This is a genomic window from Saccharopolyspora erythraea NRRL 2338, from assembly GCF_000062885.1.
In the GTDB taxonomy this organism is placed as follows: domain Bacteria; phylum Actinomycetota; class Actinomycetes; order Mycobacteriales; family Pseudonocardiaceae; genus Saccharopolyspora_D; species Saccharopolyspora_D erythraea.
Genome location: NC_009142.1, coordinates 5,382,968 through 5,405,579, shown reverse-complemented (window position 1 = coordinate 5,405,579; position 22,612 = coordinate 5,382,968). Strand labels below are relative to the sequence as shown.

The 22,612-nt window shown below is 71.0% G+C and carries 19 protein-coding genes; 11 read left to right on the top strand and 8 right to left on the bottom strand.

Translation table 11 applies throughout. The annotated features are described in order from the left end of the window. The first annotated feature begins 7 nt into the window (after positions 1-7). A complete protein-coding gene (locus SACE_RS23455) occupies positions 8-853 on the top strand; it encodes an SDR family oxidoreductase (protein WP_009950816.1) in 846 nt (281 codons plus the stop codon). A 465-nt stretch (positions 854-1,318) separates the two neighbouring features. On the opposite strand, the gene SACE_RS36735 is transcribed toward SACE_RS23455, so the two are convergent. Beyond that, positions 1,319-2,154 (bottom strand): IS5 family transposase gene (locus SACE_RS36735; RefSeq protein WP_085982278.1). Its coding sequence is split into 2 segments (ribosomal slippage): positions 1,319-1,800 and positions 1,800-2,154, totalling 837 coding nucleotides; the frame shifts between segments, so codons are not numbered across the junction. A 292-nt stretch (positions 2,155-2,446) separates the two neighbouring features. Between SACE_RS36735 and SACE_RS23440 the strand changes: the two genes are divergently transcribed. Continuing rightward, positions 2,447-3,070 carry a LysE/ArgO family amino acid transporter gene (locus SACE_RS23440; RefSeq protein WP_009950317.1) on the top strand — a complete coding sequence of 208 codons (624 nt, stop codon included), beginning with the start codon at positions 2,447-2,449 and terminating at the stop codon, positions 3,068-3,070. A 34-nt stretch (positions 3,071-3,104) separates the two neighbouring features. Here SACE_RS23440 and SACE_RS23435 read toward each other — a convergent pair whose 3' ends face one another. Next, complete coding sequence (locus SACE_RS23435) at positions 3,105-3,437, bottom strand: hypothetical protein (RefSeq protein ID WP_231849737.1); 333 nt, start codon at positions 3,435-3,437, stop codon at positions 3,105-3,107. A gap of 250 nt (positions 3,438-3,687) precedes the next feature. On the opposite strand from SACE_RS23435, the gene SACE_RS23430 reads away from it, so the two are divergent. Next, on the top strand, positions 3,688-4,677 hold the full coding sequence (locus tag SACE_RS23430; RefSeq protein ID WP_009950321.1) for a BtrH N-terminal domain-containing protein: 990 nt from the start codon (positions 3,688-3,690) through the stop codon (positions 4,675-4,677). A gap of 20 nt (positions 4,678-4,697) precedes the next feature. Here the strand turns inward: SACE_RS23430 and SACE_RS23425 are convergent, their stop codons facing one another. The 5 genes from SACE_RS23425 to SACE_RS23405 form a co-directional block, all read right to left on the bottom strand. Further along, complete coding sequence (locus tag SACE_RS23425; RefSeq protein ID WP_009950322.1) at positions 4,698-7,322, bottom strand: hypothetical protein; 2,625 nt, start codon at positions 7,320-7,322, stop codon at positions 4,698-4,700. 11 nt (positions 7,323-7,333) lie between these two features. Continuing rightward, positions 7,334-8,131, bottom strand: coding sequence for a carbohydrate ABC transporter permease (locus SACE_RS23420; protein ID WP_009950323.1), 798 nt, complete (start codon positions 8,129-8,131; stop codon positions 7,334-7,336). Between the two features lie 86 nt (positions 8,132-8,217). Beyond that, positions 8,218-9,153: a carbohydrate ABC transporter permease gene (locus tag SACE_RS23415; protein ID WP_009950324.1), complete on the bottom strand. Its 936-nt coding sequence runs from the start codon at positions 9,151-9,153 to the stop codon at positions 8,218-8,220. Further along, positions 9,150-10,430 (bottom strand): ABC transporter substrate-binding protein, encoded by a 1,281-nt coding sequence (locus tag SACE_RS23410; protein WP_009950325.1) that lies wholly within the window; start codon positions 10,428-10,430, stop codon positions 9,150-9,152. Before SACE_RS23410 ends, SACE_RS23415 begins: the two co-directional genes overlap by 4 nt. A 281-nt stretch (positions 10,431-10,711) precedes the next feature. Continuing rightward, positions 10,712-11,767, bottom strand: coding sequence for a LacI family DNA-binding transcriptional regulator (locus SACE_RS23405; protein WP_009950326.1), 1,056 nt, complete (start codon positions 11,765-11,767; stop codon positions 10,712-10,714). 123 nt (positions 11,768-11,890) lie between these two features. Here SACE_RS23405 and SACE_RS23400 point away from each other — a divergent pair, with 123 nt between their 5' ends. Beyond that, positions 11,891-13,018, top strand: a complete 1,128-nt coding sequence (locus SACE_RS23400; protein WP_009950327.1) for a Gfo/Idh/MocA family protein — start codon at positions 11,891-11,893, stop codon at positions 13,016-13,018. Next, the gene (locus SACE_RS23395) at positions 13,011-13,886 is read left to right on the top strand and encodes a DUF6807 domain-containing protein (protein WP_009950329.1); all 876 of its coding nucleotides are present in this window, start codon (positions 13,011-13,013) and stop codon (positions 13,884-13,886) included. Before SACE_RS23400 ends, SACE_RS23395 begins: the two co-directional genes overlap by 8 nt. A 59-nt stretch (positions 13,887-13,945) precedes the next feature. Here the strand turns inward: SACE_RS23395 and SACE_RS23390 are convergent, their stop codons facing one another. After that, positions 13,946-14,512: a DUF488 domain-containing protein gene (locus SACE_RS23390; RefSeq protein ID WP_231849736.1), complete on the bottom strand. Its 567-nt coding sequence runs from the start codon at positions 14,510-14,512 to the stop codon at positions 13,946-13,948. A gap of 185 nt (positions 14,513-14,697) precedes the next feature. Here SACE_RS23390 and SACE_RS23385 point away from each other — a divergent pair, with 185 nt between their 5' ends. From SACE_RS23385 to SACE_RS23360, 6 genes are all read left to right on the top strand, one after another. Further along, complete coding sequence (locus SACE_RS23385) at positions 14,698-16,290, top strand: ABC transporter substrate-binding protein (protein WP_009950332.1); 1,593 nt, start codon at positions 14,698-14,700, stop codon at positions 16,288-16,290. 145 nt (positions 16,291-16,435) lie between these two features. Then, on the top strand, positions 16,436-17,392 hold the full coding sequence (locus SACE_RS23380; protein ID WP_011874473.1) for an ABC transporter permease: 957 nt from the start codon (positions 16,436-16,438) through the stop codon (positions 17,390-17,392). Continuing rightward, positions 17,392-18,234, top strand: a complete 843-nt coding sequence (locus tag SACE_RS23375; RefSeq protein ID WP_011874472.1) for an ABC transporter permease — start codon at positions 17,392-17,394, stop codon at positions 18,232-18,234. The genes SACE_RS23380 and SACE_RS23375 overlap by 1 nt, the downstream gene beginning before the upstream one ends. Continuing rightward, positions 18,231-19,958: a dipeptide ABC transporter ATP-binding protein gene (locus tag SACE_RS23370; protein ID WP_009950336.1), complete on the top strand. Its 1,728-nt coding sequence runs from the start codon at positions 18,231-18,233 to the stop codon at positions 19,956-19,958. Before SACE_RS23375 ends, SACE_RS23370 begins: the two co-directional genes overlap by 4 nt. After that, the gene (locus SACE_RS23365) at positions 19,955-21,943 is read left to right on the top strand and encodes a CocE/NonD family hydrolase (protein WP_009950337.1); all 1,989 of its coding nucleotides are present in this window, start codon (positions 19,955-19,957) and stop codon (positions 21,941-21,943) included. Before SACE_RS23370 ends, SACE_RS23365 begins: the two co-directional genes overlap by 4 nt. Next, positions 21,940-22,554 carry a TetR/AcrR family transcriptional regulator gene (locus SACE_RS23360; protein ID WP_009950338.1) on the top strand — a complete coding sequence of 205 codons (615 nt, stop codon included), beginning with the start codon at positions 21,940-21,942 and terminating at the stop codon, positions 22,552-22,554. Before SACE_RS23365 ends, SACE_RS23360 begins: the two co-directional genes overlap by 4 nt. The last annotated feature ends 58 nt before the right edge of the window (positions 22,555-22,612 follow it).

Here is a 22,612-nt window from a genome sequence, read left to right as displayed (position 1 = left end):
AACTGCGATGATCGTGGTGACAGGCGCGACCGGAAACGTCGGGCGGACCTTGGTGCCCCTGCTGGCCGAGGCGGGTGAGGACGTCGTGGCCGTCTCGCGACGTCCTCAGCCCGACGGACTCGCCGTCGGCATCCGGCACGTCCGGGCCGACGTCGGCAACAGCGCGAGCATGCGGCCGGTCCTCGACGGTGCCGACGCCTTCTTCGTCCTGCTGGGCGGCGAGCTCAACAGCCACGGCGAAAGCCCGGACGCCCTGCTCGACGTGGCCCTGCAAGCCGGGGTCAAGCGCGTCGTCCTGCTTTCCTCCCAGATCAACTCCACTCGCCCCGAGGCTCCATCGCACGCCCGCCTGCGCGACTTCGAGGCCGCCGTGCGCGCGTCCGGAGTGGACTCCACGGTCCTGCGCCCGGGCGGATTCGCCTCCAACGCCCTCGCCTGGGCCGAGCTGGTCCGCACCGAACGCACGATCTTCGCCCCGTTCGGCGATGTGGCATTGCCCGTCGTCGACCCGGCCGACATCGCCGCGGTCGCCGCGGTGGCACTGCGCGAAGAGGGGCACGCGGGCCGTACGTACGAGCTCACCGGGCCCGAGGCCGTCAGCCCGCGCCGGCAGGCCACGGTGATCTCCCGGGTCTTGGGCGAGGAAGTCGCCTTCGTGGAACTGTCCCGTGAACAGGCCCACGCCCACATGGCGCGGTTCATGCCCGAAGAGGTCATCGACGGCACCTTGGACATCCTCGGCCTCCCGCTGCCGGCCGAACAGGCGATCAGCGCCGATGTGGGAAACGTCCTCGGCCGCCCGGCCAAGCCTTTCAGCGAGTGGGTCGAGCGCAACCTGCCGGCCTTCCGGTAGGAGCGCTCCGGGCGTGCGAAGAGTGCGCCCGGCACACTCCCCGGCCGCGGCGGCGGTCCCTCCGTTGTCGTCGGCGACGGCACCCCGGCGGTGTTCGCACTGTCCGCTGAGGACTCCGGTCGGACTCATGCTCATTCCTCAGTGGTCCGGAACCACGGCGTCACGACGGGCCACTGGCGGCACATCCCGCCCGGAGCGCGCATACCCGTGCATGCAGGAACGGGAAGTGCGCTACGAGTTGTCACGAGCCGTGGCTACAGTGGCGACCCGTAGGTCTGTGGAACGTCGAGCCCGCTCGAGCACTTGCGCTGCAGCCTGCCGCGCTCCTCCGTTCCCGTCCTGTGGGACTGCGGAGCTGTGGACTGCGCTGTGGTCGGTCGCTCCACAGCGCTGTCACCGCCTGGTCCCAGGCGCTGTGACCAGCGAACCGTCACGACGGTGACGCGGTGGCGCTTAGACCACATCTCATTTGGGGTTGTTATGGATCAACAGGTCCAGCTTGACAGCTCGGCGGTAGCAGATCGCCGCGCACGCCAGTTGGACGAATGCCGCGTAGTGAGCTGCTTTGCGCTCGTAGCGGCGCGCCAGCCGACGGAATCGGGAAACCCACTCCAGGGTGCGTTCGATGACGTAGCGGTGGCGTCCCAGTCGCTTGGCCGACTCGATGCCCCGGCGGGCGATCCGGGCGATGATGCCCCGTCGACGCAACGCGTTCCGGCAAACCGGGAAGTCATAGCCCTTGTCGCCGTGCAGTTTGTGCGGCCGACGCCGGGGCCGCCCCGTAGGCACCTTGACCGGCGCGACGGAATCGACTACGGCCTCCAACTCCCGGTGGTCGTTGCGGTTGGCCGCCGAGACGACCACGGCCAGTGGAATGCCGCCGCGTTCGCTCATCGCGTGGATCTTGGAGCCAGGCTTGCCTCGATCTACCGGGCTGGGGCCGGTCGGGTCCCCCCTTTGACCGCGCGGACGTGCATGCTGTCGACCGACGCGCGCGACCAGTCGATCGCCCCGGCGGTGCCCAACAGGTCCAGCAGCGCCTGGTGCAGCTGGCTGAACACCTCCGCTTGGACCCATTCGGTGAACCGGCGGTGGGCGGTGGGAGCGCTGACCGCGAACGAGGTGGGCAGCGCCGACCAGGCACACCCGGTCTGCAGCACGTACAGGATCGCAGCCAGCACCGCGCGGTCGTCCAGCCGACGCCGACCCCCGCCTTGGTGGCGTTGCGGCGCATCAGGCAACAACGGACGCGCCAGCAGCCACAACGGCTCTGGGCACCACCTCTCCACATCACTCACAATTGATCAACATATCGCCTGCCTGGAAACACACCCAAATGAGATGCGGTCTTAACGACTCACGACACTAGCGCCAAGTTGTGGCGGCCCGGCGCGAGGCAAGGCACCGCTCGAACGGGCAGTGCATTGCCGTGCGTCGGGACTGCGCGGTTAATGGATTGCCACAGCCGGGACCGAGCAGCCACGATCGCACCATGACTGCGACCGTTCCGGTAACCCTGCTGCTGGCTCGTGGAGTGTCCGTGGCTGACCAGCAGCAGGCGGTTCCGTCGGGCAGGCGCGACACGTCGCTGCCGTGACGGCCGCAGTCGTCGCGGGGTTGTTGGCCGGGTATGGGATCGCGATCCCGGTCGGTGCGGTCGGTGCCTTTCTCGTCGTGTTGACCGCCCGCACCTCGTGGCGTGTCGGTGTGGCGGCGGCTCTCGGCGTTGCGACTGTGGACGGCGTGTACGCGCTGGTCGCCGTGGTCGGCGGCGGCGCGCTGGTCCGGGTGGTCACACCTGTCGCGGATGGGCTGCGATGGATCGCCGCCGGGGTGCTGGTCGGGGTGGCCGTGCAGATCACGGTCGGCGCGGTGCGCCGGTACCGGATTCCCCAGCCGGACGGACGTTTCGAAGGTTCGCTGAGTCCTGCCCGCGCGTATGCGGCGCTCGTTGCGATGACACTGCTGAATCCCACCACGATCATCTACTTCGTCGCGGTGGTCGTGGGCGGCCAGGCGAGCATCGCGGACACCTGGCCGGAGCGGTTGCTGTTCGTGGCCGCCGCGTTCACCGCGTCGGCGAGCTGGCAGCTTCTCATCGCCAGTGGCGGAGCGCTGCTGGGGCGCACGCTCACCGGCCGCCGCGGCCGACTGGGCACGGCGCTCACCTCCAGCGCGGTGATCGCCACACTCGCCGTGCTGACCGTGGCGGTGTGATCAAGCTGCCTCGCGAACAAGTGACGTCGGTCGCTCAGGGTCGGGCCAGCTTCTGCGCGCAGAAGCCGTCCCACTCGGGTACGCGGATGACGGGAGTGGCTCCCGACGACTCGCCTCGGCCGGACGAGCTGGTCGCGAAGGCGAGCCCTTGGACGCACACCCGCGCGACGTTCGGGAAGCCGTCGGCGTTGCGGTAGACCTCTACGTAGTCGACGTCGCCGATGAGGTCCGGTGGTGAGCCCTCTTTACCGCCCCGGTCACCGAGCTGGTCGGAGCAGCCGGTCAGCCCCAGCGCCAGCACCGTGGCGAGGACAGCGACCGGTTTGCCGACTCGTGGAGCGGGGCGCGAGCGCTTGAGCGTATTCACTTGGGCTCCCCCAGGGGCTCGCAGTGAGTTGCGGACCCCGATCATGCCCTACGGGGCTGACGCTGAGCGGCTGCCGAAGGGGTGAGAAGCCCCGCTGGGGCCGGCTGGCCGAACGGCTCAGCAGGGACCAGGCACGGTGGAGATGCCGGACGGCTGGCGGAGGACGGTCTGCCCGGCTATGAAGTGACGAGGGGCAAGCCGAAGACGGGCTGACGCCCCGGCTGATCGTCCCCGTCCAGGAGAGCATGGCATGACCACGGTGATAGACATCGATGCCCGCGGTGCGCGGCACTGCGAGACGACAGCCCTGGGGGTGCTGCTGCGGCACCAGGGACTCGATCTGTCCGAGCCCATGCTCTTCGGCCTCGGCTCCGGTCTGTCCTTCATCTATTGGGACAGCAAGAACATGGGGTTTCCGTTTCTCGGGGGACGGGTCAAGCCTTTCGAACTCACCAGGAACCTCGCCACCGGACTGGGGCTGGAGCTCGTGGTGCGGGAGACCGCCTCGCCCCGAAGGGCATGGGAGAACGTGGTGGCCTCCATCGACGCCGGCCACCCCGTGGGCCTGCAGCTCGACAGCTACTACCTGGACTACTTCGGGTCGCCGGTGCACTTCGGCGGTCATGTCGTCGCCATGTACGGCTACGACGACCGCGACGCCTACCTGGTGGACACCGACCAGCAAGGCGGAGCGGTGTCCACCAGCCTGACCAGCCTCGCCCAGGCCAGGGCAGCGCGTGGCCCGATGGCCGCCAAGCACCGGTCCTTCAACCTCACCGCTCCGCAGAACCTGCCGTCCCCGCAGGGTCAGATCATTCCCGCCATCACCGCCTGCGCCGAGGCCTTCCTCAACCCGCCCATCGCCAACCTGGGCCACCGAGGCATCGAGAAGGCCGGCAAGCTGGTACGCACATGGCTCCAGCGCACCGACAGCCCTCAGCGGGACCTGCCGCAGGCCGCCCTCCTGATGGAGAAGGCCGGTACCGGCGGCGCCCTGTTCCGCAACCTCTACCGCGACTTCCTCGCCGAAAGCGCCGAACTTGTCGACAGCCGCCACATGCGCACCGGCCACCGGCTGTACACCGAGGCAGCCACCCTGTGGACGGAAACCGCGGCGTTGATCGCGAAAGCCGGCGAGTCAGGCGATGTTGAGGACCTCGTGCGGGCAGGCACTGTCCTCGGCGATCTGTCCCGCGTGGAGCGAGAGGCCATGCAGGCGCTGAGCTGCCTCGGGGAGTGAATCCTCAGGCCCGGCCGGGATCAGCCGGGTAGGGAACGTCCGGTGCGCAGGTCGATGACGTGCCGCTTCTCGCCGATCACCATCTCCGGTGCGCCGAAGTCGACCCGGCACAGGGGGTTGTCCAGGTGCGGTAGCTCGGCGGGGCGCCCGTTCTCGTCCAGGTCCGCGACCCGGCCGTCGATCGTGAAGGCTCCGTGCCGGTGCAGGGCCAGCCGCACGCCGTGGCGCGTGCGGTATTCGACGCCGTCGTGCCGGAAGTCGGGCTCGCCGAGGGCGTCGACGAACTCCGCGAACGAGCCGTCGGTGGCCCCCCTGCCCACCACGCACACCCACGCGACACCCGGCCCGCGAGGGCGGAGCTCCTGCCACGCGTTCGGCCCGCTGGTCAGGAAGCCGCAGCCGCCCTCGGTGGCCAGCGCGACGTAGCCCTCCGCGCGCCTGCCCGCGACCCACGGACCCCGCGTCGTCCATTCGTCCATCGTGGACAGCGGGAACCAGCCGTGGGTGAAGCCCATCGGGTCGTGTTCCGGGATGTCGTGGACCGCCAGGACGGTGTCGGTGTGCTGGCGGGTGCGGGGCAGCACGCGGTGGCCCGCCCACGCGTTCGGCCGTGCCGAGGAGTGCGTCGCCGCGCTCGGCGGATGGGTGACGTGCACCTGCGTCTCCGGCCCGAGGACGGCACCCCAGACGTGCTCCTGCAGGCCGGGAAGACCGCTGCGGTAGTCCTGCACGCTGGAGAGCATCACGTCCGGCGTCTTGTAGACAAGCAGGTCCGATGCGTACGGCCGGGACAGCAGGTCGTGGTGCGAGCGGTATTCGCCCGCGTAGCGCTGTCTGCCGATCCATTCCTCCGGAAGCTCCTGCGCGGCCGCGACGATCGCCTCGGGCACGGTGTAGCGGTGGGCGGTGGCCAGCACGGTGGCGGGCAGCGTGGCGGCGTTCAACGCGCCGGTGCCCCAGCACACCCACATGATCGACGCGGTTTCCTCCATCCGCGCACTGCGCTGGGTATGCACGTACGACCTGCCGTGCGCGCAGGCGTGGGCGCCGCGCCACGAGTTGACCGCGAGCGTGAACAGGGTCTTGTCGAGCAGTCCCGCGGCCAGCTCGGCGAGCTTGGCGTCGTCGGCGAACTCGACCAGGGAGACCAGCGCGAGCACGTCCACGGCGACGTAGGCGTTGGAGTCGAACTCGCTGAATCCGGCCGCGAGCTTGCGCACGAGCCACTTCTCGGCGAGCACGCGGCCGTGCTCGGCGTGCTGCCTGCCGGTCCAGCCGGAGTTCGCGAAGACCTCGTCGGCGAAGGTCTGGCCCGCCAGCAGCTCGGCGGTGTGCCAGACGAGCTGGTGGTTCTCGGTGAAGTAGCACATCGCGTCCAGGCCGGGCTGGTCGATCCAGTACTTGAAGCCGCGCAGGGCGTCGGCGACCCGCGTGCGGACCCCCTCGGGCCACGTGCCTTCCGGCAGCCGGTGCCACAGGTGCAGCAGGCCCAGCGCCTCGAAGTCGGCGCAGTCGGCCCGCTTCTCGATCATCCACAGCGACCGGTCGAGCGACTCGGCGTGCAGTCGGTGGCCGGGGTCGAGGGCGGCCGAGGCGAGCTCGCCGGCGCATCCGTTCGGCTGGGTGCGGGCGTGCTCCAACAGCTCGCGGCGCCACGTCCGCTCGTCGCCGGCGGGTTCGGCGCGGTAGTGCCGAGGCAGCAGCCGGACGGGGAACTCGCGGAAGACGGGGGAGCGCTCGTCGTCCAGGAACACCCGCAGAACCGCTTCTCCGGTGCTGAGCATCGACGCGGAGTCCCGCTCGCCCGAATCGGGCGGAGGTAGCTCGACGACCGCCTTCCCGCCGTCGAGCCGGACCCGCTTGCCGACACCGCCCACCTCGACGCGCAGCGCGGGTCCGTCCGGCCCGTGCAGCTCGACCTCGGTGCCCAGGTTGCCCCACGACGGCGTGCCGACCGAGTCGAGCACCTGCTCGGCGAGCTCGCCGATCCGTTCGTCGGCTCCTGGGCTGGGCAGCACGACCCGGACCGGCAGGCCCTCGACGCGCAGCCGGAGGATCTGGCGGCACTCCCGGAACCCGACCTGCCAGGAGCAGACCACGACCTCGTTCACGCCCGGCGGCAGCCACACCCTCGTCGCCTGCTCGGCGGGCTCCATGTAGGTCACCGACTCCGACCGCGCCACGCATTCGCCGTTGACGTAGAGCAGCGTCGGCCCGGTACTCGCCAGCCGCAGCGTCCGCCACTCCGCCTGGTCGACCTCGAGCGCGGTCGCCGCGAGCGCGACCCGGCATTGCGGGGTGAAGCAGAACTCGCTCCAGTCGACCAGACCGTCCCCGGCCGTGTGCGTCCGCCGCCAGGTGCCCGCGTGCGCGGAGCCGTCCGGACCCGTGTAGCTGACGGGACCGCCTTCGACGACCGCGGGCGGTGCCTGCTCGCGCAACGGCGCCGCCCGGTGGAGCCGGGCTTTCAGCGGTGTGACGTCCGGGCCGTTGGTGAGCACCCATCTGCCGTCCCGCCCCCAGGACGATCCCGTCGAGGGCACCAGGTCCGGCAGCGCCGCGACGGGCTCGCCCCACGCTCCGGCCACCAGCCAGTCGCGGACGGTGCCTGCCTCGTCGAGCCGGTGCACGGTGCGTCCGGTCATGGATGCCAACCTCATTTCAGTCCGGTTTGCGCGATGCCGCGCACCACGTGCTTCTGCAGGACCAGGAAGATGATGACCACCGGGATCATGCTGACCACCGACATCGCCAGGATGTAGTTGAACGGCACCACTTCCTGGCTGTTGAACTGCGCGATGGCCACCGGCAGGGTGTAGAGGTCCTGCGACTGCGCGATCACCAGCGGCCAGAGGAAGTCGTTCCACCGCCAGATGACCGAGAAGATCGTCACCACCGCCAGCGCGGGCCTGCACAGCGGCAGCACCAGGCGCAGGAAGATCCGCAGCTCGCCCGCGCCGTCCACCCTGGCGGCCTCGATCAGCTCATCCGGGATGGTGAGCATGTACTGGCGCAGCAGGAAAACCCCGGTGGGTGTGGCCGCGGGCGGGATGATCATGCCGAGCAGCGAGTTGGTCATCCCGAGCTGTGCGACGACCTGGTGCAGCGGGATCAGGATGATCTGCAACGGGATCATGATCGTGCCGAGGGTGACCAGGAACAGCGCGTTGCGGCCGCGGAAGTTGTACTTCGCCAGTGCGTAGGCGGCCATCGCGTTGATCGCCAGGGTGAGCGCAGTGGCGCCCACCGTGACGATCGCGCTGTTGGTGACGTAGACGCCGAAGTCGAACTCCGAGAGCGCGCCGGTGTAGTTGTCCAGCCGGAAGCTCTCCGGCAGCAGGCTAGGCGGTCGCGCCGCCAGCTCGGTGCGGGTCTTGAACGACGCCAGTACCGCCCACACCACCGGTGCCAGCACCAGCACGCTCAGCGCGATCAGGGCGGCGTAGGTGAGCACCTGGCCTGTTCGAGGCGGAGGTCCTCCGGAGGTACCGGTCCACGACGGCGCCGGAGACTTGCGAGGGGCCGGACGCAGCGCGCCGATCACATCGACTCCTTCCTGCGGCCGTACAGGAAGTTCAAGACCGTGAGCGCGAAGATCGTGCAGAACAGCACCACCGAGCCCGCGGCCGCCAGCCCGTACTGGATCGGCGACTGGAACGCGTGCTCGTAGATGTACTGCACCATCAGGGTCGTGGCCCCGAGCGGTCCGCCGCCGCTGAGCGTGTAGATGAAGTCGAAGGACTGGAAGCCGGCGATCATCGCCAGGATCACCACCACCAGCGTGGTCGGCCGCAGCAGCGGCCAGGTGATGTGGCGGAACCGGTGCCACGCCCCGGCCCCGTCCAGGTGCGCGGCCTCGTAGTAGGAGCTGTCGATGGCCTGCAGCCCCGCCATCATGATCAGCGTGTAGAAGCCCGCGTGCGCCCACACCCCGACGAAGACCGTCGCACCGAGCGCGAGCGGCCCGCTGACCAGCCAGCCCGGCTCGGGCAGCCCGACCGCGCCGAGGATCGCGTTGAGCGCGCCCGAACGCCGTTCCAGGATCCAGCCCCACAGCAGGCCGACCACCACCGGGGAGAGCAGCACGGGCAGGAAGAACACGGCGCGGAAGAAGCCGCGGGCCCTGATCGGTTTGGTCAGCAGCATCGCCAGGCCGATCGACGCCGCCGTGCAGACGGCGACGAAGGCCACCACGAAGATCACCGTGGCGCCCGCGGCCTGCCAGAACTCCTCGTCGGTGAACAGCCTGCGGTAGTTCCTGGTGCCGACCGGTGTGAAGGCGCGGCCGTTGTTGCTGTTGTAGAGGCTGATGTTGAAGCCGTTGAGCGCCGGGTAGATGATGAAGACCCCGAACACCAGCATGTTCGGCAGCACGAACAGGTAGGGCGCCAGGCGCTGGTTCCACGGTTTGGCGCCCCGCTTGCGCGCCGACGGCGGTCGCACGCTCGTGGCGGGCGGGGACTCGGTGGTCGTCATGGGATGGCCGCCTCCAGTGCCTCCTGCGCCGAGGTCCGCATCCTCGCCACGGTGTCGGGCACCGACTGCCTGCCGACGATCGCCGCCGCCAGCTCGTCGACCACCGCGTCGGCCGTCGAGTCCATCCCGGGGCTGTAGGCGGAGCTGAAGGCGGCCGGGTCGGTCCGCCTGACGTCGTCGAGGAAGACGTCCATCTCCGCGTCGCGCCGGGGGTAGTCGACGCCTTCGGCGAGGAGGTCCTTGCGGGTGGGCAGGAAGTGCGCCTCCCTCGCGTACTTCTCCTGCGCCTGGCGGGAGTTCATGAACGCGACGAACTCGGCGGCCAGCCGCGGGTTCGTGGTCTGGCGCAACGCCACCATGAACTTGCCTCCGGGGAACCCTCCGCAGCGCTCGGCGCACGGGTTGGGCAGCACGGTCCAGCCGAACTGGGCCTCTTCGTCGAACTGGCCCGTCTGCCAGTTGCCGCTGAAGTAGACCGGCACGTCCTCGCGCAGGAACATGTCGTCGGCGCCCTCGTACTTGGTGCCCGACTGCACCCAGAAGTCCCGGTACATCGTGCCGTCGTTGTTCAGGTCCACGAACAGCCGCGTGGCCGCGGCGGCCTTGGCGGGGTCGAGCTGCACCGCGCCGTCGGTGCCGAAGTAGTTCGTGCCGAACTGGTTGAACAGGCCGGCCACCCGGGCGCCGGACTTGTCGAACGCGATGGCGTAGGGCGAGCCCGACTTCTGCTGCACCACCCTGGCCTTGGCGATCAGTTCGGGCCAGCTCACCGGCCGGTCCTTCGGCGGCAACGCCACTCCCGCCCTGGCGAACAGATCGGTGTTGACCAGCGGGCCGTTCATGGTCAGGTCGCTGGCAACGGCCACCGTCTCCCCGGCGGGGCCGCTGGTGGTCTCCCGCGCCTGGTCGAGGAACTGGTCGCCGATGTCGGCGCCGTTGGCCGAGAGGTCCAGCAGGTCGCTGCGGAACGGGCTCAGGTTGGTCAGCCGGGCGACGTCGGGCGCGTGCCCCGCGGCCAGCCTGCCCTGCAACTGCTGCTCCAGCTCGGAGTACGGCAGTATCTGCAGGTCGACCGTGGCGCCGGTGCGCCGCTCGAACTCCGCGATCAGGTCGCGGGTCACCTTCTCGTCGGGCCCGTCGGTGAAGTACGTGTAGGTCAGATGGCCGGGCGGGGAGCCGTTGCTCGCGGGACCGAAGTCGGTGCCGGGTGCGCACGCCGCGAGCGTGGCCAGCGCGACCGCCGCCGCGCCGATGACAGCTCCCGTGCTCCGTCGCATCGGGTTCACCTCCGCGCTGCGTCCAGCCCGCGTAGAAAGCGCTTACTAGCCTTGCCGCGGAAGGCTAGAGGTCGCCTCCGGGTGCGTCAACGGCCGAACGCGGCACGCCCGAGTCGGCCCGCGCTCGCGATCACCACGCCCGAGTCGGGCCGCGCTCGCGCTCCCGCTGCCGGACGGACGCGTGCTCAGCTTCTCCGGGTGATACGTGAGAAAAAGATCCCGGCGCCGGAGAACGCCTGAGTTTCCCGCGCCGCCACGCAAGGCGAGTTCAAGACAGGAACTCAGCGCGGGGGCCACTGCGGAAGGCCGGCGCCCGGTGGCGCCACCGACTCCCTGGCCAGCAGTTCGGCGGGCATCCACAGCATCCGGCCGGGCGCGGTGAGCGGCTCGGCTCCGGCGGCGATCCGGCCCGCGCGCCGGGCGCCCTCGCGCAGCGGGAGCCGGACGGTGGTCAGCGCGGGCACCGCGTCCACCGCGGCGGGCAGATCGTCGAAGCCGGCGACGGAGACCTCCGCGGGCACCGCGACCCCGTGCTGGCGCAGCGCGGCGATGACTCCCAGCGCCATCAGGTCGTTGGCCACGACGACGGCGGTGCTGCCGCTGGCGACGCGCATCAGCTCCAGTGCGGCGTCGAAGCCGGAGGCGCGGGAGAAGTCGCCGTGGACCACCGGTGCCGCACCGTCGCCCAGGCCCGCATCCGCCAGCGCCGCGCGGTGACCTTCCAGGCGGCTTCGCGTCGTTCCGTGGCCCGGCGGCCCGGCGACGTAGGCGATCCTGCGGTGCCCCAGGGCCAGCACGTGCCTGGTCAGCGCCTGTGCGCCGCCGCGGTTGTCGTATGCGATCACCGGCGCCTCGACCCCGGGCGGGGCCGGCCTGCCGCAGAGCACCACCCCGGTACCCGCCGACTGCGCCTGGTCGATCAGCGCCGCGGTGGCGTCGAGGTGTTCGGGTTCGTCGCTTCCGCCTCCCGTGAGCACGATCGCGCGCATGCGCTGGCCCAGCAGCAGCCGGAGGTACTTCAGCTCGGCGGCGGGCGAGCCGGCGGTGTTGCAGATGACCGCGAGCAGGCCGGAGTCGGCGGCCTCCCACTGCAGGCCGCTGGCCTGGATGCCGAAGAACGGGTCGGAGACGTCGCTGACGATCACGCCGATCACGTCGGAGGAGTGCGCGGCCAGCGCGCGGGCGGGTGCGTTGCCGACGTAGCTGAGCTCTTCGAGCGCCCGTTGCACCCGTTCCCGGGTCGCGGCCGAGACCGGGTAGTTGCCGTTGAGCACTCGGGAGACCGTCGCGGTGGACACCCCGGCCCGTGCCGCGACGTCGGCGAGCGTCGAGGCCATCGGCACTCCTTCGCGGTCCTCCTCCAACGGCCGGTGGCCGCCGCGTTGACAGTTTCCAAGTGGGTGCCTAGCTTACTCGGACAGCAAGCGCTTTCTACGGATGGGACTGGTCCGTTGCCCGAAGTGGCGCTCGTGGGTGTCGGCGGTTACGGCGCCTGGCATCTGCGCAACCTGGAGCGGCTGCGCCAGGCGGGCGAGGCGAGGCTGGCCGCGGCCTGCGACCCGATCCCGGCCGCGCGCACCGCCGAACTCGGCCCGGTCCCGGTGTACGGCGACCTCGACGAACTCCTCGCGCGACACCGCATCGACGTCACCGTCATCGCAAGCCCCATCCCGACGCATGCGAGGCTCGCCGCCACCGCGTTGCGCGCCGGCACCGATGTCCTGCTGGAGAAGCCACCGGTGACCAGCAGCCACGAGCTGTCGCGGCTGCGGGCGCTCGCGGCGGAGACGGGCCGGTCGGTGCAGGTCGGGTTCCAGAGCCTCGGTTCGCACGCCCTGCCCGCACTGACCGAGCTGATCGGCTCGGGAGCACTCGGCGCGGTGACCGGCATCGGCGGCGCCGGGGTGTGGGTGCGGCCCTTCGAGTACTACCGCCGGGCGCCCTGGGCGGGCCGTCGGCTGCTCAACGGCGAGGCCGTCGTGGACGGCACGCTGACCAACCCGTTCGCGCACGCGGTCGCCACGGCGTTCGCGGTCGCGCAAACGGGTTCACCGGAGCGGACTCCGGACGGCGTCGAGGTGGAGCTCTACCGCGCGCACGACATCGAGGCCGACGACACCGCCTGCCTGCGGGCGCGGTTCGGCGGTTCGGCCGCGGTCGTGGTGGCCACCACCGTGTGCGGGCCGCGTGACCAGGACCCCTACGTCGTGGTGCACGGCGAAGAGGGACGGGCGGTCCTGCACTACGAGCGCGACCGGCTGACCGTCGAAAGCCGCGAATCCGGGACCTGGCGACGCACCTACGGCCGCACCGACCTGCTGGAGGACCTGCTCGCGCATGTCGCCGATGGCCGGTCCACACCGCTGCTCGCTCCGCTGCACCGCAGCGGCGCGTTCACGGCGGTGGTCGACGCGGTGCGGCAGGCGCAAGAGGTCCGGCGCGTTCCCCCTCGGTACTGGCGCGACGACGCGGGAAGGAACCGGGTCATCCACGGCATCGACGAGTTCGTGCGGAGGGCGGCCGAAGACATGGCGTTGTTCTCGGAACAGGGCATCGAATGGGCGAGCGGGAGCACCTCTGGTGAGTGAGCTGGCGCTGTGCATGACCGCCGATGCCGTCGAAGTGGGCTTCGGCGGCACCACCCTGCTGCGCTACCTCTTCCGTCCGGACCTCGCGCGGACCGACTCACCGCGACCGTACGCGCACCCGGTCCGCACCCTGGCGGGCGACGAGATCACCGCGGTGGGTCCCGAGGACCACCCCTGGCACCTCGGCATCAGCATGGCGGTTGCCGACGTGGACGGCGACAACTTCTGGGGCGGTCCCACCTACGTCGACGGCTCGGGCTACCGGTACCGCGAGGACCACGGCGAGGTCCGCCACCGCCGATGGGCGGACGTGTCGGTGTCGGCCGACTCCTGCGAGCTCACCGAGGAGCTGTCGTGGCTGGCGGCCGACGGCCGCGTGGTGTTGGCGGAGGCGCGCGTATTGCGCGTGGACGGCGTCGATCCGCGTTTCGGCAGATGGATGCTGCACTGGTCCTACCGGCTGCGCAACGTCTCCGACCGTTGCGTGCGCCTCGGCAGCCCGGCGACCAGCGGCCGCTCCGGGGCGGGCTACGGCGGTCTCTTCTGGCGCGGGGCAGCGACGTTCCGCGACGGCCCGGTGTCCACTGAGGACGCCAGCGGCGAGCACGCCGTAAACGGCGCGTCGGCTCGGAGCCTGACGTTCACCGGGGAGACGGCCGCGCTCACCTTCGCCTCGGCGGATGCCGACCCGGCGACCTGGTTCGTCCGCAGCGCGGAGTACCCCGGCGCCTGCCCGGCCCTGGCGTTCCACGACCGCCTGCCGTTGGATCCCGGCGGTGTGCTGACCGGGCGGTACCGCTTCGAGATCACGAGCCGTGCCGCGCCTGGTGCCACCGCCGCAGGGGAATACCGGGACAGGGAGTCCTGATCCGGACCGTCGGAGTTCGGCGGTGACGAGCGGCTCCACCTCGTTGTCACGTTCGTTCGTCAAGTGCTGTCCAGCGTCTGCTGGCCGCCGTCGTAGACGAGCAGTCCGTCATCGCGAACCCGCACCCCGCGGATGGGCTGGTGTTCCGTGATCGAGCCGTCGTGCATCAGGTGCCGCACAGCGATCCCGCGGGTGAGTTGCAGGAAGTCGGAGATCATCCGCCGGTGGCAACGCCACCACAGGGATTCGCCGCACATGATCGCGGTGGTGCGGGTGTGGGCCTCTTCGGCCAGCTCATCCGCTGCGTCGACGAACTCCGGAGTGCGCATGTGCCCCGCGTACGCCCTGAACGACTCGTTCCTCCACATGAGATCGGGTGAGTCGGGAGTGAGCTTCCGGAACCCGCCCAGGCGTCGGTCCCAGCGGTAGGCGATGTCCTCCCGTGGCAGCCAGTGCTCCATCGCGGACCTGCTCATGTCCGGATTGCGGCGGCTGCCAGGGGCGGTGCGCACGTCCACCAGGCTGGTCACGCCCGCGGAGCGGAGCAGCCGGACGATCTCCGCCTTCGCGGCGGTTCCGTGTCCGACGGTCAGCAGCGTCGCCTTCGCCATGTTCCTGCCCCGCATCGCGTACGTGGTGTGAGTCTGGCTCAACAGCGACGCTCTCGCCGGTCAGACGCTCCGAGGCTGCGGGTAGCCGGAGGAATCCGCTCGGTCACGTCCGTGCGTGAAGGGTTGGCCTTTCGCTCCGCAGCAACTATCGTACGTCAACCAATTGAGTTGAACAGTCGTACGATTAGTGGTGAGGTTCGGTGGACGAGCAGAATCGCGGAACCGGCCAGGGCCGGATGCGCAGGCGGACTCTGCTGGCCGCCGGACTCGGGTTGGCCGGCACCTCCGCGCTCACCAGCGGGTGCGGTGGGGCGGGTGCGGCACCGCTGCCCGACGGAGCGGCGACCGGTACGCCGCGAGCCGGCGGCGTGCTGCGCATCGCGCGACCACCAGCGTCGCAGGCCGAGACGCTTGATCCGGCCAGTTCCCTCTCGGCGTACGAGTACCTGGGCGCGCTGTACAACCGGGTGGTCCGGCTCGGCCGCGACGGCGAGGTCGTGCCGGATCTGGCCGAGTCGTGGGAGTCCGATCCGCTCGGCGTCCGGTGGCGCTTCCGGCTGCGCCGGGACGTGCACTTCCACGACGGGAAACCGTTCACCGCGGCCGACGTCGTGCACACGGTCCGGCGCATCCTCGACCCCGCGACGTCCTCACCGCAGGAGGGCGTGCTGTCGCCGCTGCTCGATCCCGCCGGGATCACAGCGCCCGACGAGCACACGGTGGAGTTCGCGCTGAAGTCGCCGAACGCGGAGTTCCCCAGCCTGCTCACCGCCTACCAGTGCTACGTGGTGCCCGAAGGCAGCGGCGCGACCATCGGCGATACCGGGATCGGCACCGGTCCGTTCCGGCTGGAGTCCTTCACCGCGGCCGGCCGCGGGCGGGTGGTGGCCAACCCCGACCACTTCGCCGGCGCCCCGGTGCTGTCGGCCATCGAGTACTTCTCCATCGCCGACATGCAGGCCAGGGCCAACGCGTTGCTGGCAGGGCAGGTCCACCTGCTGTCGCAGACCAACCTCGACTTCGCGACCGCGCGGGTGATCAACGCCTCGCCGCGCACCACGATCGCCCGGTCGCCGAACTCCCAGTGGTACGGGCTGCCGATGCTGTGCACGGCGCCGCCGTTCACCGACCCGCTGGTGCGCAAGGCTTTCAAGCTCGCCTACGACCAGGAGTCGGTGTTCGGCGTGGCGATCCAGCGGGCGGGTTCACCGGGCAACGACAACCCGGTGCCACCGGGGAATCCGATGTGGACCGACTACCGGGTGCCCCACGATCCCGACCGGGCACGGGCGCTGCTCAAGCAGGCCGGCCAGGAGAACCTCGCGCTCGACGTGTACACCTCGGCCTACGACCCGGTGTTCACGCCGATGGCGCTGGCGTTCGCCGACTCCGTCGCGGCAGCGGGCATCCGGTTGCGGGTGCGCAACGCGTCGGCGGACTCGTACTACTCGCAGATCTGGATGCGGCAGCCGCTGTGCGCCACCTACTGGTACACCGGCCGGCCGATCGACCAGCTGCTCAACCAGATCTTCCGGAGCGGGTCGTCCTACAACGAGACGAGCTGGGCGGATCCCGCTTTCGACGCGATGCTCGACGCCGCCCGCCGCGAGATGGACGAGGGCCGCCGCCGGGTGCTGTACCAGGACGCCCAGCGCTACCTGGTGGACAACAGCGGTTCGATCACCCCGATGTTCGCCGACAGGCTGGTCGGGATCTCGCGCGACGTCGTGAACTACTCGGAGTACGGATTCGAGTTCGACCACCTCCACATCGGCCTCCGGAGGCAACCGTGAGCGACCATCGTCCATTTCCGCTCGCGGGTTGCCGACCGGGTGCGGGTGTCCCGCAAGGCATGGAGGCAACCGTGAGCGTGCATCGTCCATTTCCGCTCGCGGTTGCCGACCGGGTGCCGGTGTCCCGCAGGGCAGGGGGAGCGTGATGCCGAACTTCGTCCTGAAACGCCTGGGATCCGCGGTGCTGACCATCGTGCTGTCCTCGCTGATGGTGTTCTTCGCGGTGCAGGCCCTGCCGGGTGACGTGGCCAGCCAGGTGCTGGGCCGCGACGCCACGCCGGAGGCGGTCGCGGCGATGCGCGAGCAGCTGCACCTGGACGAGCCGGCGTGGCAGCGCTACCTGTCATGGGTGGGTTCCGCGCTGCACGGCGAGTTCGGCACGTCCCTGGTCTCCGGAGACCCGGTGGCAGCGGATCTGGGGCTGCACCTGCGCAACACCGCGCTCATCGCGGTCGTGACCGTCGTCCTGGCGATCACGCTGTCACTGGCGCTGGGCGTCATCGCCGGGTTGTACCGGGACCGGTGGCCGGACCTGGCGATCTCGTGGCTGAGTCTGATCGGCATGAGCATCCCGGAGTTCGTCGTGGCCACCCTGCTGGTGCTGGTGTTCTCGGTGACGGTGCCGCTGCTGCCTGCGGTGGTGCTCGACGGTCCGAACGCGACCGTCGCCGACCTGCTGCCCGCGATCTGGCTGCCCGCCGCCGCGCTGGGCGTGGTGATGGCGGCCTACATCGTGCGGATGGCGCGGACCAGCGTGATCGACGTGATGGCCGCCGACTTCGTGACGACCGCGACGCTCAAGGGGCTCGGGCGCTGGCGGGTGGTCACCCGCCACGCCCTGCCCAGCGCGCTGCTGCCGACGCTGAACGTGATCGCGATGAACATCGCCTGGCTCGTCGGCGGGGTCGTGGTGGTGGAGAACGTCTTCAACTACCCGGGGGCGGGGAAGCTGATGCTGGAGTCCGTCTACAACCGCGACCTGCCGATGCTGCAGGCGATCGCGCTGCTCGGCGCGTGCGTGTACGTGGTGTGCAACCTCGCCGCCGACCTGGCTGCGATGGCGTTGAACCCCAGGCTGCGGACCGGGGGAGGGAGGGCGTGATGGTGGCGTTGCGAACTCGGCTGCCGCGGTCGGCGACCGCGCGGGTCGGGCTGGCCGTCGTGGGGGTGCACATCCTGCTGGCGGTCGTGGCCCCGCTGCTCGCCCCGTACTCGCCGGTGGCCAACGATCCGGCGCAGGCGCTGCTGGGCGCCGGCTGGCAGCACTGGGCGGGCACCGACCAGTACGGGCGGGACGTGCTCTCCCGCGTCCTGCACGGCGGCCGGTACGCGCTGGCGGTGTCGTTCCTGGCGACGCTGTGCACCGTCGGGCTCGGCACGCTGATCGGGTCGTTCGTGGCACTGCGCGGCGGGTGGCTGGACAACGTGGTGATGCGGGTGCTGGACGCGGTGCTGTCGGTACCGCCGATCCTGGCCCTGCTGGTGATCGTCACCGTGTTCGGCACCGGTCCGGGCGTGATCGTTCTGGCCGTGACGGTCGTCTACACCCCGGCGGTGGTGCGGGTGGTTCGCGCCGCGGCGCAGGGCGTGGTGCCCGCCGACTACGTCACGGCGGCCCGGGCGCGCGGTGAGCGGACCATGCCGATCCTGGTGCGGGAGATCTTCCCGAACGTCGTCGACGTGGTGTGCGTCGAGTTCGCGATGCGCGCGTCGTGGGCGGTGCTGCTGATCAGCTCGTTGTCGTTCCTCGGGTTCGGGGTGAACCCGCCCGCTCCGGACTGGGGGCTGATGGTGGCGGAGAACCGCACGGCCATCACCGTCGTGCCGCTGGCCAGCCTTGCCCCGATCGTGGCGCTTGCGACCCTGGTGGTGGGCCTGAACCTGGCAGCCGACGGGCTGTCGAAGGCCTGGGGCGTGGACCGGATCCGGAAGGGGGCGGCATGAGCATCGTCGAGGTGCGCGACCTCTCGATCGCCTATCGCGCCGGCCGCCGCGAGGTGCCGGTGGTGCGGGAGGTGTCGCTTTCGGTCGAGGCCGGGCAGACGCTGGCGCTGGTGGGCGAGTCCGGCAGCGGCAAGTCCACCATCGCCGGGACCCTGCTCGGGCACCTGCGCCACGGTTCCCGGAAGACCGCGGGCGAGGTCCGGATCGACGGCGAGGACGTGTTCTCGTTGTCCGGCAAGCGACTCCGCGCGCTGCGCGGCCGCACCGCGGCGATGGTCGCGCAGAACGCGGGCTCGGCCCTGACACCGTCGATGCGCGTCGGGCGGCAGCTCGACGAGGCCTTGCACGGGCAGGGGCTCACCGCCGCGGCGCGCCGGAGCAGAGCCGTCGAACTGCTGGGCCAGGTGCGCTTGCCCGAGCCCGAGTCGCTGGTCAAGCGCTACGCGCACCAGCTCTCCGGTGGTCAGCAGCAGCGCGTGGCGATCGCGATGGCGATCGCCGCCCGGCCGAAGGTGCTGGTGCTCGACGAGCCGACCACCGGTCTGGACGTGATCACCCAGCGCGGCATCCTCGACCTGCTGTCCGCCCTGGCCGGCGAGCTCTCCCTGGCGACGGTGCTGGTCAGCCACGACCTCGGCGTCGTGGCGGCGATGGCCGACCACGTGCACGTTCTCCGCGCGGGCCGGACCGTGGAGTCGGCCCCGTCGCGGCGGCTGTTCTCCGCGCCGGCCGAGTCCTACACGCGGCAGCTGCTGGCCAGCGTGCCGCGGATCTTCGACCGCGGCCTGGTCGAGGTCGGCGAGGACGGTGAGCGGCACGCCAGACCACGCGCCGAGGTGGCCGACGCCGAGCCCGTGGTGGACCTCGACGCGGTCCGCGTCGGCTACGGGAAGCGCACCGTGGTGTCGGACGTGTCGTTGCAGCTCCGGCGCGGTGAAGTGCTGGCGCTGGTCGGGGAGTCGGGCAGCGGCAAGTCCACGCTCGCCGCGTCGCTGGCGGGGCTGCGCGCTCCGGCCTCCGGCCGGTTGCGCTACCTGGGCGAGACGCCGGGCGACCTGCGCGTCCCGGCCGGGAAGCGGCCCAGGGACCTGCGGCGCAAGGTGCAGCTGGTGTTCCAGAACGCCGACACCGCGCTCAACCCCCGCCGCAGCATCCGGGATTCGGTGCGCAGGCCGTTGCGCCTGTTCGGCATCGTGCCGCGTGCTCAGCGCGCCGCCCGGACCGCCGAGCTGATCGAGTCCGTGCGGCTCGACGCCGCGTTGGCGGAGCGCCTGCCCGCGCAGCTGTCCGGTGGCCAGCGCCAGCGGGTCGGCATCGCCCGCGCCCTCGCCGGAGCGCCGGAGGTGATCATCGCCGACGAGATCACCACGGCGCTGGACGTCTCGGTGCAGGCGCGGGTGCTCGCCCTGCTCGACGACCTGCGCCGCGAACACCGGCTCGCCTGCCTGTTCATCAGCCACGACCTGGCCGTGGTGCGCGGCATGGCCGACCGCGTCGTGGTGCTGCACCAGGGCGAAGTGGTCGAGCAGGGCAGCACCGAGGCCGTGTTCGCCGGGCCCAACCACCCCTACACGCGAGCACTGCTCGACGCCGCGCTGGAGCCCGACCCCGAGGCCGCCGGCACCGCCGAACCGGCCCTGGCCTGGGCCCACGACGACCACGACGAGACCTGGATCGACGCCGGCGAGGGGCACCTGATCCGGCGGTGGAAGGAGATTCGGTGAACTTCCGGGAGCACTTCGACCGGCAGGTCGCGGTCGAGGAGTGCTGGATCCCGATGCGGGACGGGACGCGGCTGCACGCGCGGATCTGGCGGCCGGCCGACGGCGAGCCGGTGCCCGCGCTGCTGGAGTACCTGCCCTACCGCAAGGGCGACTGGACCGCGCCGCGCGACGCGCAGCGGCACCCGTACTACGCGGGGCACGGCTACGCCTCGGTGCGTGTCGACCTGCGCGGCAGCGGCAACTCCGAGGGCGTCATGCTCGACGAGTACACCGAGACCGAGCTCTCCGACGGCGTCGAGGTCATCGAGTGGCTGGCGGACCAGCCGTGGTGCTCCGGCGAGGTCGGGATGTTCGGCATCTCCTGGGGCGGCTTCAACTCGCTGCAGATCGCCGCGCTGCGCCCGGAACCGCTGAAGGCCGTCGTCACGGTGTGCTCCACCGACGACCGCTACGACAACGACGTGCACTACACCGGAGGCGCGGTCCTCGGCGTCGACATGGCGGCGTGGGCGGGCACGATGCTCGCGTTCACCGCGCGTCCGCCGGACCCGGCGGTGGTCGGCGACGACTGGTCGAAGATGTGGCGGGAACGCCTGGAAGCCGCCGAACCCTTCCTGCACGCCTGGCTGGCGCACCAGGAACGCGACGACTACTGGCGGCACGGCAGCATCTGCGAGGACTACTCGGCGGTGCAGGCCGCCGTGCTGGCTGTCGGCGGCTGGGCCGATCCGTACCGCGACACCGTGTTCCGGCTCGCCGAGCACCTTTCCGCGCCGGTGCGCGGCATCGTGGGGCCGTGGTCGCACCAGTACCCGGACCGCGGGCTGCCGCCCGGACCGGCGATCGGCTTCCTGCAGGAAACCCTGCGCTGGTGGGACCACTGGCTCAAGGGCGCCGACACCGGTGTCCTCGACGAGCCGCTGCTGCGCACCTGGATGCAGGAGCCCGCCGCGCCGAGCACCTTCTACCCCGAGCGGCCCGGCCGCTGGGTCGGCGACGACTCCTGGCCGTCGCCGTCGGTGCGGCCGACGCGCTACGGCTTCGACGCGGAGCTTGCGGGCTCGCAGGTCGTCGTGTCCAGCCCTGAGCACACGGGCATCGACGCGGGGCGGTTCTTCCCGTTCGGCAACCGCAGCGACCTGCCACCGGACCAGCGGGAGGAGGACGGCCGCTCGGCCTGCTTCGACTCGGCTCCGCTGGCCGGACGCGTGGAGATCCTCGGCAGGCCCCGCGTCTCGCTGCGGATGAGCTGCGACGTCGAGCGCGCCAACGTCACCGTGCGGCTGTGCGACGTGGCGCCCGACGGGTCCTCGACGCTGGTCACGAGGGGAGTGCTCAACCTGTTGACGCGCAACGGCAGGGAACGCGCCGATCCGTGGGTGCCGGGCGAGGTGGAGGAGGTGACCGTGGACCTGTCGGCGATCGCCTACGCCTTCCCGCCGGGGCACCGCATCCGGGTGGCGGTCTCCACCGCGTACTTCCCGTGGGTGTGGCCGCACGGCGAACGCGCCACCGTCGAGCTGGAACCGGCCGCGAGCGCGCTGGTGCTGCCGGTGCGGTCCGCGCCCGAGCGGGCGATCGATTTCGCCAAGCCCGAGCACGCACCGCCGCTGGAGGTGCGGACGGGAAGTGCCGCCCAGCGCCCGGAACGGGTGGTGCGCCGGGACGTCGCCAGCGGTGAGTGGGTCCTGGAAGTCGATCCCAACTACGGTGGTTCCCGGACGTTCCCCGACGGGCTCACCTACACCGAGAACGCCACCGAGACCTACCGGATCCGCGAGGACGACCCGCTCTCGGCCAGCGCGACATCACAGTGGACAATCAGGCTGCAGCGCGACGACTGGCTGGCCGAGGTCAACGCCACGACCGAACTGCGCGCGACCAGGCAGGAGTACATCGTGGACAGTCGGCTGGACACCTCCTCCGGCGGGGTGGAAGTGCTGTCCCGCAGCTGGCAGCAGCGGATCCCGAGGACCTCGGCATGACCGGCCGCCGGGCGGTGCCCGCCGAGAAGCGCAGCAGGCACCCCACGGAGGTGCGTCGCCGCCAGGTGGTGCGCGCGGCCCTGGAGCTCATCTCCGAGCAGGGCATCGCCGGTGTCAGCGCCCGCGACATCGCCAGGCACGCGGGCGTTTCGCCGGGCACGATCACCTACCACTTCTCCGGGGTGCGGGAGATCATCGCCGAGGCGATAGCGCTGGAGATCGACGAGTACTACACGCCGCTGATGGCGGAGTTGCGGACCCTGGGTCCGCGCGAGGCGCTGAGCAGGCTGGTCGAAGCGCTGTTCACGCCGGAGACCGAGCGGCACTGGCGGATGTGGTTCGAGTACTGGCTCGCGGGCCTGCACGACGACGACTTCGTCGACCGGCAGGCCGGCCGCTACGCCACCTGGCAGGGCCAGATCCGCGACATCATCGTCGCCGGGCAGGACGCGGGCGTGTTCACCAGCGGCGACGCGGCGGAGGTAGCGGTGCGGTTCGTCGCGCTCACCGACGGTCTCGCCCTGCAGTGGCTGCGGGGCGTCCCGCCCCTGACGGGCGAGCAGGCGCGAGATCACCTGCGCCGCTTCGCCGCCGACGAACTGGGGGCATGATCCGTCACGGCGTTGCTGAGGCTGTCCTCGAACGCGCCTCGAGTAGCGGCGGGGGCGA

Excerpts from the sequence above, each read along its gene's own strand:
- SACE_RS23455 (WP_009950816.1), top strand. The coding sequence starts at position 8 with ATGATCGTGGTGACAGGCGCGACCGGAAACGTCGGGCGGACCTTGGTG.
- SACE_RS23430 (WP_009950321.1), top strand. The coding sequence starts at position 3,688 with ATGACCACGGTGATAGACATCGATGCCCGCGGTGCGCGGCACTGCGAG.
- SACE_RS23425 (WP_009950322.1), bottom strand. The coding sequence starts at position 7,322 with ATGACCGGACGCACCGTGCACCGGCTCGACGAGGCAGGCACCGTCCGC.
- SACE_RS23415 (WP_009950324.1), bottom strand. The coding sequence starts at position 9,153 with ATGACGACCACCGAGTCCCCGCCCGCCACGAGCGTGCGACCGCCGTCG.
- SACE_RS23410 (WP_009950325.1), bottom strand. The coding sequence starts at position 10,430 with ATGCGACGGAGCACGGGAGCTGTCATCGGCGCGGCGGCGGTCGCGCTG.
- SACE_RS23405 (WP_009950326.1), bottom strand. The coding sequence starts at position 11,767 with ATGGCCTCGACGCTCGCCGACGTCGCGGCACGGGCCGGGGTGTCCACC.
- SACE_RS23390 (WP_231849736.1), bottom strand. The coding sequence starts at position 14,512 with ATGCGGGGCAGGAACATGGCGAAGGCGACGCTGCTGACCGTCGGACAC.
- SACE_RS23380 (WP_011874473.1), top strand. The coding sequence starts at position 16,436 with ATGCCGAACTTCGTCCTGAAACGCCTGGGATCCGCGGTGCTGACCATC.
- SACE_RS23375 (WP_011874472.1), top strand. The coding sequence starts at position 17,392 with ATGGTGGCGTTGCGAACTCGGCTGCCGCGGTCGGCGACCGCGCGGGTC.
- SACE_RS23370 (WP_009950336.1), top strand. The coding sequence starts at position 18,231 with ATGAGCATCGTCGAGGTGCGCGACCTCTCGATCGCCTATCGCGCCGGC.
- SACE_RS23360 (WP_009950338.1), top strand. The coding sequence starts at position 21,940 with ATGACCGGCCGCCGGGCGGTGCCCGCCGAGAAGCGCAGCAGGCACCCC.